8 protein-coding genes are annotated in these 12,818 nt (G+C 69.0%); all 8 read right to left on the bottom strand.

The genetic code is table 11. The features are described 5' to 3' along the window. Positions 1-99 precede the first annotated feature (99 nt). Positions 100-498 carry a DUF7144 family membrane protein gene (locus ESP57_RS14090; RefSeq protein ID WP_115960979.1) on the bottom strand — a complete coding sequence of 133 codons (399 nt, stop codon included), beginning with the start codon at positions 496-498 and terminating at the stop codon, positions 100-102. Further along, the gene (locus tag ESP57_RS14085) at positions 499-915 is read right to left on the bottom strand and encodes a DUF7144 family membrane protein (RefSeq protein WP_129232037.1); all 417 of its coding nucleotides are present in this window, start codon (positions 913-915) and stop codon (positions 499-501) included. 165 nt (positions 916-1,080) lie between these two features. After that, positions 1,081-2,925, bottom strand: a complete 1,845-nt coding sequence (locus tag ESP57_RS14080) for a glycoside hydrolase family 3 protein (RefSeq protein ID WP_129232036.1) — start codon at positions 2,923-2,925, stop codon at positions 1,081-1,083. 216 nt (positions 2,926-3,141) lie between these two features. Further along, complete coding sequence (locus ESP57_RS14075) at positions 3,142-3,972, bottom strand: ABC transporter permease (RefSeq protein ID WP_129232035.1); 831 nt, start codon at positions 3,970-3,972, stop codon at positions 3,142-3,144. Further along, positions 3,969-5,000: an ATP-binding cassette domain-containing protein gene (locus tag ESP57_RS14070; RefSeq protein ID WP_129232034.1), complete on the bottom strand. Its 1,032-nt coding sequence runs from the start codon at positions 4,998-5,000 to the stop codon at positions 3,969-3,971. The genes ESP57_RS14075 and ESP57_RS14070 overlap by 4 nt, the downstream gene beginning before the upstream one ends. A gap of 163 nt (positions 5,001-5,163) precedes the next feature. Then, on the bottom strand, positions 5,164-5,826 hold the full coding sequence (locus ESP57_RS14065) for a PadR family transcriptional regulator (protein WP_243648537.1): 663 nt from the start codon (positions 5,824-5,826) through the stop codon (positions 5,164-5,166). 372 nt (positions 5,827-6,198) lie between these two features. After that, the gene (gene recQ, locus ESP57_RS14060) at positions 6,199-8,241 is read right to left on the bottom strand and encodes a DNA helicase RecQ (protein WP_129232032.1); all 2,043 of its coding nucleotides are present in this window, start codon (positions 8,239-8,241) and stop codon (positions 6,199-6,201) included. 151 nt (positions 8,242-8,392) lie between these two features. Further along, positions 8,393-12,667 (bottom strand): ExeM/NucH family extracellular endonuclease, encoded by a 4,275-nt coding sequence (locus tag ESP57_RS14055; protein ID WP_243648536.1) that lies wholly within the window; start codon positions 12,665-12,667, stop codon positions 8,393-8,395. Positions 12,668-12,818: the final 151 nt, after the last annotated feature.

Below are 12,818 nucleotides of genomic sequence, written 5' to 3'. Positions count from 1 at the left end.
GCGTCCGTGCCCTACAAACCGGCGTGGCGGCGCCTCGAACAGCACTGTGAAGACCATACAAAAGCTCCTCGCGGCACCGATGGGATACCGACAACGAGCTCAGTCGCGGAAGAAGGCGTTCGCCCGGCCCGACCAGAGGAAGGCGAGCACGATCACCGAGACGAGCACACTGAAGTACTCGCCGATCGCGCCTGCCGGGTAGGCGATCGCGAGGAAGATCGAGGCCCCGATCGAGATCACCTGGAGGATCGTGATGAACAGGCGGGCTCCGGAACTGCCGCGCAGCAACCCGCCGGCCACGGCGATGACGACGACGCCGACGAGGATCGAGAAGATCGCCGAGGCGATCATCTGGCTCGCGCCCCCGAACTGCTCCACGGTCGCGGCCACGCTCGTCTGGAAGAGGAGGATGGTGCCGCCGATGACGTCGAGGGCGCCCGAGATCCATGCGAGCACCGCGATGAACGTGACGCCCCCGGGGCGGCCGATCGAGTTCACTCAGGCCTCCGGCATCCGGCTGCCGAAGAACACGCTCGACTTGTGCCCCCAGAGCAGGAACAGCACGACGAGGGAGACGACGATGCCGAGCCACTCGCCCACCGCACCGCCGAGATAGGCGAAGGCGAGGAAGAGCGAGCCGATGATGGAGAGCACCTCGAGGACCGTGATGATCATCCGCGACACCCAGTTGCCGGTGAGCAGTCCCGCGGCGACGGCGACGACGATGAGGCCGAGCACGATCGAGCCGATCGCGGCCACGTAGAGCGGGCCGGTGCCACCGAGCCCGTCGGCCACGGATTCGACGCCCGCCTGGAACAGCAGGATGGTGCCCGACACGATGTCGAGCGCTCCTGCGATCCACGCGAGGATCGCGACGACGGTGACGCCCATCGGTCGAGCCATCTGATCGGACATGCCGAACCCCCTTGCCCCATGCACCGTCGACGCGGCGCCCCTGGGCTGATGCTAGCGCCGTCGGGGCATGCATGTCTCGATTTCGGCCGAGGCGCGCCCGGAAACCGAAAGGCCCCCGCCGATCGGCGGGGGCCTCGAGCAGGTGGCAGGGCCGACCGGCGTGGATCAGGCGGGGTAGCGGAGGCCGTGCCCGAAACGGAACAGCGGGTCGGCCGTGTCGAACGGCACGTCGGAGCGGCTCGCCTCGACGGCGGACATGCTCGACGGCAGGTCGAACGGCATCTTCCCCTTGGGCGAGGCGTCGCCGACGAGCACGTCGAGCAACGCGCGCGGGCTCGCGCCCCAATTGGCGGTGAGGGCCGCGAGCTCGCCCACGAACGGCGTGAGGATCGCCGGCCGGTCGAGGAAGACGTCGACCACGGTCGGCACCGCCGCCGCGATCTCGCGCACGTGCGCGATCTGCTCGGCCGTGTAGTCGAGCAAACCCGAGTGGAAGAAGTTCTCGAACATCGTCGGGCGCTCCTCGAACGGCGCCTGCAGGCGCAGGATCGCGACATCCGCCGCGGCCGGCGTCTCGACGACCTGGCCGTACTCCGCCGCGATCTCGGGGGCGATGCCCTCGACGTAGAAGCGGAGGCCTCGTGCGATCGGCAGGGCGGGGCGCACGGCGCCCGAGGCATCCGGTTGCTCGCGGTTCACCAGCAGGGTGATCGCGGCACGCTGCGCCGCCTCGCCGGCGGCGACGAACTCGGCCGAGCCGACGACGCGTGCCGCTCGCTCGACGTCGACGAAGGGCCGCTCGAAGAGGCCGAGCACGAACTTCTCGCGCAGGAGGCGCCGCGCCGAGACATCGAGGCGATCCTCGGTGATCTCGCCCGAGTTCACGAGGTCGACGAGCATCTCGGGGTCGGCCTCGCCGCCGAACTGGTCGACGCCCGCGTCGATGACCTTCTTCATGCGCTCGCGCGGGGTGAGGTGCTCGACGCCCCACGCACGGGCCGGGAAGGGCTCGCCGAAGATCGAGGAGTCGTTGATGAGTCCCCAGTCGGTGCAGACGATGCCGTCGAAGCCGTAGCGTTCGCGGAGCAGCCCGGTGATGACGGACTTGTTGAAGCCGAAGCCGACCTCTTCGTACTCGGTGCCGACGGGCATGCCGTAGTACGGCATGATCTGGCTCGTGCCCGCCTCGAACGCGGCCTCGAAGGGCCTCAGGTGCGTCTCGAACTCACCACCGGGGTAGACCTGCTCGCGCCCGTGCGCGAAGTGCGGGTCTTCGCCGTCCTTCTGGGGGCCGCCGCCCGGGAAGTGCTTCGTCATCGTCGCGACCGAGTCGGGGCCGAGCTCGGTGCCCTGGAAGCCGCGGATGTAGGCGGCGCCCATGCGACCGGCGAGTTCGGGATCTTCGCCGAACGTCTGGAGGGCACGCGACCAGCGCGGCTCGGTGGCGAGGTCGATCTGCGGGTGCAGCGCCACGCGGATGCCGACCGCCGTGTACTCCTGACGGGCGATGTCGCCGAACTGCTCGACGAGCGCCTCGTCGCCGACGGCCGCGAGGCCCATGGTCTCGGGCCAGACCGAGAACGACCCGGTGAGCATGCCCGAGAGCGGATTGTCGGTGTACGAGTGCCGCGGGTCGGTCGAGACCGTGACGGGAATGCCGAGGCGGGTCGCCGCCGCGGCCTCCTGGAGGCGGTTGTGCCACTCGGCGATGAGCTCGGCGGTGGGCGGGGTCTGCAGCACGTTGAAGTGGTTCATGAGGCGGCGCCCGACGTAGTCGTCGGTGGCCGGCAGGCCGAACATGTCGTCGCCCTGCGAGAGCGTGCCGTCGGCTCCGGCGGCGATCATCGTCTGGAAGAAGAGGCCCGCCTTCTCTTCGAGCGTCATCTGCGACAGGAGGATCTCGACGCGCTCGGCGACGGGCAGGCTCGCGTCGCGGTAGCGCAGGTCGAGTTCACCGGCGGTGTCGACGACTGCCGCGGCATCCGTCTCGTGGTTCAGCTGATCGGTCATGCCAGCACTCCTTCATGCTTCGGGATCGGCCGCTTCGCGGCATCCGGTTCATCATAAACCGAATGTCGCTTGGTTTTCGAGCCCGCGACGGAAACGCACAGCTTCGAGGTCCGCCCCGCTGCCCATCGAGGAGCACCGCCCGCGGCGCGTATCGAGATCCCGCGACGGGTCCCGATACGCACCGCGTCAGGCGCTACTCGACCGGCGAGCGGCCGGCTACGCGCTCCGCTGGTAGACGCGGAAGGCGCGCGTCGCCACCCACGCGAGCACCGCGGTGAACACGGCGAGCAGCCCGAGGTGCCCCCACACGCTCGCCCAGTCAGGGCTCGCGCCGAGCGCCTCGCGGCCCGCCACGACGGCCCACTCGAACGGATTGAAGCGGGCGACCTCGGCGACCCAGTCGGCCGACAGGCTCGTGTCCATGAGCGCGGAGCTCAGGAACATGAGCGGAATCGTGATGAGCTGCGAGATGCCGATCAGCACGTTCTGGTTGCGGGCGAGCAGCGCCGCCGCGTTCGACAGCGCCGAGAACGACGCCGTGAGCAGCATGGCCGCGAGCAGCAGGATCAGGATGCCGCCGAGCCCGCCGTCGAACCGCGCGCCTCCGAGCCAGGCGACGCCGAGCACGATGAGCGACTGCACGAGCGTCAGCAGCGCTTGGTAGACCAGCGTCGCCGCCATCATGGCTCCGCGACTGGTCGGCGAGGTGAGGAAGCGGTCCATGACGCCGCGATCCATGTCCTGGATGTAGCTCGTGCCCGCCCAGGCGCTGCCGAACAGCGCCATCATCATGACGATGCCGGGCGTCAGGAACTCCAGGTAGTTGTCGCCGCCCGTGAAGCCGGGGATGTCGACGACCGAGGTGAAGAGCTGGCCGAACAGCAGCAACCAGATGAGCGGCTGCACGACGTTCATGACGATGAACGCCGGAATGCGCACCACCGCGCGCAGTTGCCGGAGCGTCAGGTAGGCGGTGTGCCGGAAGAAGCTCGGGCGCGCGTACGCGGGAGCCGCTGCGACCGTGGGCCGGTTCGTGAGCGCGGTCATGCTGCCGCCTCCTCGAGATCGGTGCGGGCATCGGCCGACGAACCGGCGTGCACCGCGGCGAAGGAATGCCCGGTGTGGGCCAGGTAGACGTCGTCGAGGCTCGGCCGCGACACGGTCGCCGATGCCACGGAGACGCCCTCGGCGTCGAGCGCCGCGAGCACGAGAGGCAGCGCAGCGCCGCCGCCGTCGACGCGGGCCCGCACGGCACGGCCCTCGGCCACCACCTCCCGGAACCCGCCGAGACGGTCGAGCGATTCGAGCACCTGTGCGATGACGGATGCCTCGTGCAGCTCGATCACCACGGCATCGCCGCGCAGCTCGCTCTTCAGCTGCTCGGGCGTGCCCTCGGTCACGACGCGCCCCGCATCGACGATGGCCAGCCGGCTCGCGAGCCGATCGGCCTCCTCGAGGTAGTGCGTGGTCAGCAGCACGGTCATGCGCTCCTCACGCGACATCCGCTCGATCTCGGCCCACATCTCGGCACGCGCCTCGGGGTCGAGACCGGTCGTCGGCTCGTCGAGGAACAGCACCTGCGGGCGGTGCATGAGGCCGATCGCGACGTCGAGCTTGCGAGCCATGCCGCCGGAGTAGGTCTTCACCTGACGCCGGGCCGCGCCCGCGAGCGCGAACCGTTCGAGCAGCTCGCCCGCTCGGCTCCGTGCGGCGCGGGTCGACATGCCGTGCAGCTGGCCGGCCAGCACGAGGTTCTCGACGCCCGTGTCCATGGGGTCGGAGACCTGTTTCTGGTCGACGAAGCCGATCGCGCTGCGTGCACGGCCGGGGTGCTTCGCCACGTCGATGCCGGCGACGGTCGCGATGCCGGAGTCGGCGCGCGAGAGGGTCGAGAGGATCTTGACGGTCGTCGACTTTCCGGCGCCGTTCGGCCCCAGCAGGCCGAAGACCGTGCCCTCCTCGGTCTGGAACGTGAGCCCGTCGAGGGCTCGGAGCGGGGGCTTGCCGCGCCCCTGCGAATAGGTCTTGACGAGATCGGCGGCCACGAGGGCCATCCCGTCGGGTGATGCAGCCATGAGGCTCTCCTTCGGTGGGGAGCCGTTCGGTCGTGATGGCGCGCCGGTAGAATGGCGGCACGCACTGGGGTGGATTCGATTCACGTTGAACGACTCGGTTGCGAGATGGCTCGGGTGTTGCCGCATCCGGGCCATCGATCTGTGTACTGTTCGATGCTGCTGGTCAGTGCTGCTGCTGGTCTGCGGCTCCTTCCGCCAGGTACTGCGCGAGCTTCGCCTCGAGCTCCCCGGCGCTCGCGCCTGACTCGATCAGCTCGTGCATGGTCCTCCACGCGTCGAGTCCGCCGAGCTCGCCCGCCTCGAGGCGCTCGAGCATGCCCGCGACGAACTCGCGCTCGGCACGGGTCATGGCGACGCGGTAGTGGAACTCGACGAGGAACAGCTCGGGCAGGCCGAGGTCATCGGATTGCTCGGCGAGCTGCGCTCGCGACGCCAGCTCGGCGTCGAGCCGGCCGAGCCGCTCGCGCAGGAGCTCGATTGCCTCGTCGGGCGCGAGCAGTGCGATGAGCGAGAGGCCCGACTCGAACGCCGGGTACTCCTTGACCGGCACCGCGATCAGCTCGCGCATCCAGTCGTGCGCCTCGGCGCGGCCGGCATCGGTGATCGCGTACACGATGCGCTCGGGGCGATTGCCCTCGCGCTCGACGCGTGCCTCTTCGATGAGGCCGTGCTTCTCGAGCGACTTGATGATCGCGTAGAGCGAGCCGAAGTTCAGCTTGATGCTGTCTTCCTTGCCGCGCTCGCGCAGGGTCGTGGTGATCTCGTAGGGGTACATCGGGCGCTCCCACAGGCTCGCCAGCACTGCGAGTGCGAGCGGGTTGCTCACCGGTCGACGCGACATACTCACCTCCAAATACTTTGTTCAGAGTATATCGCGAGTGGGCGGACGTCAAGGGCTTGGGATGCCGCTGCGGCGCGCGTGCTCGTCGAGGCCGGGAGGCGCGTGCTGTGGAGGCCGAGACCGGCGCGCTCGTCGAGGCCGGGAGGTACGTGCTCGCAGAGCCGCGCTCGTTCAGATCGAGAGGACATCTGCGATTCCGAGGAGGGATTTCGCGAGTTCCCTCCTCGGAATCGCAGATCTCCTCGTGAACGCGACAGGCGACACGCAAGGCGTGAGGGCGTGAGGGCGTGACGGCGTGAGACCGTGACGACGTCACGGCGTGACGGCGTGACGCGCCTCGGAGACAGGAACGGCGGCTCAGGCCGAGGCGACGACCTCGAGCAGCGCCTCGCCGTAGGCCTCGCGCTTCTTGGCACCGATGCCCGTGATGCCGTCGAGGTCGGTGAGGCTCGCGGGCTTCGCGACCGCCACGGCACGGAGGGTCGCATCGCCGAAGACGATGTACGCGGGCACCCCCTGTTCTTTCGCCTCACCGGCGCGCCAAGCTCGGAGTTGTTCGAAGAGCTCGGCCTGCGCCGGCTCGAGGTCGGCCGCAGCAGTGGTCGCCCGTGTGCTGCGTGAGCGCGATGGGCGATCGACTTCGGTGCGGAGCTTCACGACCCGCTTGCCCGAGAGCACGTCGGCCGCGGCATCCGTCACCGTCAGCGTGCCGTACTCGCCGTGCGTGGCGAGGAGTCCCTGAGCGAGCAGCTGCCGTACGACGCCGCGCCACTGCTGGTCGCTGAGGTCTTGGCCGATGCTCCAGGTGGCGAGCGCGTCGTGGCCGTACTGGCGCACGCGCGGCGTCTCCTTTCCGCGCAGGATGTCGACGAGGTGGCCGGCGCCGAACTTCTGCCGGCGCTCGCGTTGCAGGCGGACGATCGTCGACATGAGCTTCTGCGCCGGCACCGTGCCGTCCCACGAGGCGGGCGGCTCGAGGCAGGTGTCGCAGTTGCCGCACGGCTCGCTGGGCTGGCCGAAGTAGCCGAGCAGGTTCTGACGTCGGCACTGCACCGTCTCGCAGAGCGCGAGCATCGCGTCGAGGTGCTGGGCGAGACGGCGCCGGTGGGCGAGGTCGCCCGGGCTCTCGTCGATCATGCGGCGCTGCTGCACGACGTCTTGCAGCCCGTAGGCGAGCCACGCGGTGGCCGGCGCACCGTCGCGCCCGGCACGACCGGTCTCCTGGTAGTAGCCCTCGACCGACTTCGGCAGGTCGACGTGGGCGACGAAGCGCACGTCGGGCTTGTCGATGCCCATGCCGAACGCGATCGTCGCGACGACGACGACGCCCTCTTCGCGAAGGAAGCGCTCCTGCGTGCGACGGCGCACGCCAGCGTCGAGACCCGCGTGATACGGCATCGCGTTGACGCCGTGCTCGGCGAGGTACGCGGCGATCTTCTCGGTGCTCGCCCGCGAGAGCGCATAGACGATGCCCGCAACGGGGTTGCCGGCGGCGTCGCGACCCTCGCTGCGGATGAACTCCAGCAGCTGCTTGCGCACCTCGAGCTTGCCGTCGATGCGGTACTGGATGTTCGGCCGGTCGAAGCTCGAGACGAAGTGCTCGGCTCCCCCGAGGCTGAGGCGCTCGGTGATCTCGCGGTGGGTCGCCTCGGTCGCCGTCGCGGTGAGGGCGATGCGCGGCACCTCGGGCCAGCGCTCGGCGAGCTCGGAGAGGGCGAGGTAGTCGGGCCGGAAGTCGTGCCCCCACTGCGCGACGCAGTGGGCCTCGTCGATCGCGAAGAGCGCGATCGTGCCCTGCTCGAGGAAGCGCTTGGTCGCCTCATTGCCGAGCCGCTCGGGAGCGACGTAGAGCAGGTCGAGCTCTCCGGCGAGGTAGGCCCGTTCGACCTCGGCCCGCTCGTGCGACTGCTGGCTCGAGTTCAGGTAGGCGGCGCGAACGCCGTTGCGCACGAGCGCGTCGACCTGGTCGTGCATGAGGGCGATGAGGGGCGAGACCACGATGCCCGTGCCCTCTCGAAGGAGCGACGGGATCTGGTAGCAGAGGCTCTTGCCGCCACCGGTCGGCATGAGCACGACCGCGTCGCCGCCGCCCGCCACCTGCGCGATGATCTCGGCCTGCTCGCCGCGGAAGCTGTCGTACCCGAACACGGTGTGGAGCGCTTCGGCCGCCGAGGCGAAGCGGGCGGGCGCGGCAGCACGTCGGCCGGCGGCGGCGCTCGCGGGTCGGCCGGCCGATGCGCCGGCTCCACCCGTCGCGCCGTGCGGAGCAGCCCCTCGCCCGGCACCGGATCGCGCGTCGTCGACGGGCGGAATCCACTCCTCGTCGTCGGGCGGCGGGGCGAGCTCGTCGGGGTCCCACGGGACCTCGTCGGTCCAGGCGGGTTCCGCGTTCCAGCTCATCCGTCGAGTCTAACGAGCGCCGCCCACTCACTCCGTCGGGCGGGGAACGGGAGTGCGGACGTCGAGGCTGGTGAGGAGGAGTGCACGAGGGAACGAGAAGGGGCGAGCGGATGTCGCATCCGCTCGCCCCCGTCGCCGTCGCGGCTACCGGTCAGTCGACCGGAAGCACGAACGAACTCGTCGTGCCGGTGCTCGGCACCCCGATGTCGAATCGAGTCGCGCCCGATGCTCCGGCCGGGATCGTGATGACGACCGTCGCGGTTCCGATCTCGTCCACCGTCGGGGTGAAGGCGCGGTTGACCGCGGCGTTGCCGAGCTCGACCCCGCCGAACGAGATCGAGACGGTGCCCGCGGCCGGCTCGGTGGTGCTGAAGTCGAGCGACGACAGCTTCACCGTGACCTGGTCGCCGACGTCGTAGCCGTTCCCGTCGTTCGAGACGGAGACGCCCACTGCGCGCTGTGCGAAGTCGGCCGTCGCCGTGCCGTGCGCGGTGAACCAGTCGACCATCGACTCGAGGTCGACCTTGCCGCTGTCGGCCTTCGCCGTGCCCGCGTTGAGCGTCGTGAAGTTGTCACCTCCGGTGGAGAGGAACGAGTTCACGCCGACCGAGTACGTCGCCGCCGGATCGATCGGCACGCCGTTCAGCAGGATCTCCGTGATGTGGGAGCCCTTCGCCGCAGCCGGGTCGTAGGTGTACTCGAGTCCAGCGTTCACGCCGAGCTTCAGGAACGGACGCGATGCACCGGCCGGCTGCCACTGCTCTTCGAGCACCGACTTGACCTGAGCACCACTGAGGTTCATCGTCACGAGCGTGTTGGCGAACGGCTGCACGGCGGCCGCCTCGCGGTAGGTCACCGGACCGCTCTCGATGTTGGCCCGGAGACCGCCCGGGTTCATGAAGGCGATGTCGACGTCGCGCGTGCCGTCTTCGTTCAGCGACCAGAGCTGCACGTCGGCGACGAAGTTGCCGAGCGTCGACTCTCCTCCGCGGTTCTCGGGGTAGGTGGTCGCCCCCGCGATCGGCGCGAACGCCGCACGGTTGAAGTCGCCGGCCGCCTGACCGAGCTCCACGTTGCCGAGTTCGTCGGCGACGACCTTCGCCGCGTCGACGATCGACTTGACTGCGGGGTCGTCGGCGTAGTTCGGCGTGGTGCCGCTCATCAGGTCGTAGACCTCGTTCGTGATCTTCGAGATCGACTTGGTCTTCCGGTCGTACTGGATCTCCATCTTCCCGAACTTCTCGCCGTACTGGCCGCTCGAGATGACGGGGCGTCCGTCGATCACGTGGTTGTACGCGAGGTGCGTGTGCCCGGAGACGATCGCATCGACCTCGTCGCTCGTGCCGAGCACGATCTTGCCGAACCTCGAGTTCGGGTCGGTGGCCGACTCGATCTTGGTGGTCGCAGCGCCTTCGTGCACGAGCAGGATGAGGATGTCGGCCTCGCCGTTCTTCTTGTTGCCGTCGCTCAGCTGGGCCGCGACGCGGTTGGCCGCCTCGGTCGGGTCTCCGACGGTGATGTCGGCGATGCCGCCGGGGCTGACGAGCGACGGAAGCTCATCCGTGACCGCACCGATGAAGCCGATGCGCACACCGTCGAACTCCTGGATGAAGTACTCCGGCAGAGCCGGCTCACCGGTGACCTTGTCGTAGACGTTCGCACCGAGGTAGTCCCAGAGCGCAAGCGGCATGACGCGATCGGTCAGGTCGGCGAAGCCCTGGTCGAACTCGTGGTTGCCGACGGAGCTCACGTCGAGTCCTGCGGCGTTCAGCGCGTCGATGGTCGGCTTGTCCTGCTGGATGAACGAGGTGAATGTCGAGGCTCCGATCATGTCTCCGGCTGCGGCGAAGACGGTGTTCGGGTTCTCGGCGCGGATCTCCTTCACCGCGGTCGACAGGGCTGCGATGCCGCCCGACGGCGCCGACTGCTCGATGCGGCCGTGGAAGTCGTTCACCGTGACCACGTCGATCTCGACGGTCGCGGGCGCGGACTCCACGCCGACTCCGACCACGATCGGGTCGTGGTCGCTCGAGCGGAACGGGGTGCCTGCCTCAGCGGCGTTGCCCCAGTACTCCCGTGCCGACCACTCGGGCGAGTTGATCGCCCAGACGCCGGCCGCGGTGACCTTGTCGGTCGCCGACTTCGAGGCGATCACGTGATCGAGCGATCCGAGCTCACCGTCGAAGGTGTAGGTGTACTGCCCAGCAGCCTTCTTGGGGACGATGTCGGTCCAACCCGCGTCGGTGAAGACCTTGATCGGATCCTCCTTGGCGTAGGAGTTGAAGTCGCCGACGAGGTAGATGTCGGTCTTGCGTCCTTCGGAGAGGCCGTTGGCGAAGCTGAGCAGCGACTGCGCCTGCGCGGTGCGCTCGTCGTTGAAGGCGTCCTGACCGGGCTGCGGCGACGGGTCGGTGCCGCTCTTGGACTTCAAGTGGTTCGCGACGACGGTCACGAACTGCTTGTCGAACTTGAACGTCTGCGCGATCGGCTCGCGAGCGATGTCCCACACGGTCTCGTCGACGATCGTCTGGGCCTCGCCGACGGGCTTGACCGACGCGGTCTTGTAGATGATCGCGTTCGAGATGAAGTCGGTGATCGCGGCGTCGTGGAGCGCCTCGGGGGTGCGGACGTAGTTCCAGACCTTCGACCCGGCTACGGCGTTGAGCCCCGCGACGAGATCGGCGAGCGCCTCGTCGGGTGCCTCGCCGAGCTTGACCGAGTTCTCGATCTCCTGGAGCGCAACGACATCGGCACCGAGCGCGTTGATGGCCGTGACGATCTTCGACTTCTGGATCGCGAACTCCTCGGCGTTCGCGGCGCCACGGGCGTCGGGGTTGTCGTCGGAGAAGGTCGTGAAGTAGTTGAGCACGTTGAACGCCGCGACCTTGATGTCGCCGCCGACCGTCGGCGCCGCCGTCGGGCGCGGGTTGCCGATGACCTTGCCTGCGGCGTCAAGGCTCGCGAACGTCGGCTTCACCGAAGCGGGGCTCGCGTCGTTGATCGGCTGAGACGGCTGCAGGCGCCACTCGTTGAATCCGAAGCCGAGCACGTAGCCCGAGGCCGGGAACGCCGCGACGTCGCCGTTGCGGACGACCGTGGCCTTCGTGAAGTAGGGCTGGTCACCCGGGTGGGCGGGGTTGTCGGTGCCGTTCGAGTTGCGGACGGCGATGCTGTACCCGTCGTCGAGCAGGATGCGGCTCGCCTTGTTCGCGGCCGCGATGTCGCTCGCCGCCTTGGTGCCGGGCAGCTGCGTCTCGGTCGACTTCACCGGCATCGCGGCACCGGCGTTCAGCCAGAGCTCGCCGAAGCGGTTGAGGTTGTGGCTCGAGACGACCTTGTACGTGCCGCTCGGCGCCACGAGCATGCCCTCGAACGCCTCGCGGGCCGCGTTGCCCACGGCAGCGGCGGGCAGCGGCGTCAGCGCGGGCAGTCCCGCCGCCGACTGCACGAGCTCGACGTTGGCGGCCTTCTCGGGGCGGAGCTGGGTCAGACCATTGAATTCCTCGACGAGGCCTGTGACGCGCACCTTGTCGCCGATCGAGACGGCGGGGTTCTCGCCGTGGAGGTACACGAAGACGCCGTCGGACGCCTTGGGCGTGGCATCCGTCGCCCCACCCGAACCGGCTGTCTGGATGTAGATGCCGTCGTAGCCACCGATGCGGTGGTCGGCCGTGACGATGCCCTCGGTGACGACCGTCTGGCCGACGAGCGGGCTCGCGGCGACGTCGGTGCCCTGGATCTGCGCGATCGTCTTGGCGATCGGCAGGACCGGTCCGCCGGCGCTGCCCGAGTTCTGCGGGGTCGGCGCCGAGACGAACGTGAAGTCCTTCGAGTTGTCGTCGGTGTCCTTGAATCCGGTGCGCACGATGCTGCCGGGCACGGCGTTGTCGCCCGGGTACGCGGCGGCCGCGGTCTCGAAGTTCGTCGACGTTCCGTAGCCGACGTAGTCGGCCACCTGCGGGTTGTTGACGACCGATCCGTTGCCCGGGTTGATCGCACCGGGCACCTTGGCGAGGAACAGCGAGCCGTTCGTGCCGCTCGGCGCCACGGAGAAGGAGGCGTCGGCGGTCGGCAGCGCCGCACCGTTGCCGCCGTTGCTGTTGAGGCCGATGAGGTAGTAACCGCCCGACTTGATCGTGCCGCTCAACGCGCCGACGCCGCTCGCGGGGGCTGTGCTCGTTGCCGAGCGGTACTGGATCGACCAGCCCGCGAGGGAGACGTCGGCGTTCGTCGGGTTGTAGAGCTCGACGAACTTGTTCTGGAACGGCTGGTTCGCGCTGCCTCCGCGGGCGTAGACCTCGTTGATCACGACGCCCGAGGCGTCGACCGCGGCGAACGCGGGCACGGCGCCGAGGAACCCGGCGACGAGCGTGCCTGCGGCGGCGAGCGCCACCCCGGACAAGCAGTTTCTGGTGCGACGTTGCATGACTCTCCTCATCGAACGACCACACCCCACCTCGGATTCGACGCTGCTGCGAGCACGCCGGCGGCGGGACGATTGTTCCGAAGCATAAGACTGTGCGGTGCCGCTGCCAAGGGGTTCACCTCACCCGCTCGCCCTGATTTCACGCGGAATT

Origin of the sequence: Agromyces fucosus, assembly GCF_004134865.1 — a bacterium.
In the GTDB taxonomy this organism is placed as follows: Bacteria; Actinomycetota; Actinomycetes; order Actinomycetales; family Microbacteriaceae; genus Agromyces; species Agromyces fucosus.
The sequence above is the reverse complement of the archived record's forward strand: the minus strand, read 5'-3'. Positions and strand labels throughout refer to the sequence as shown.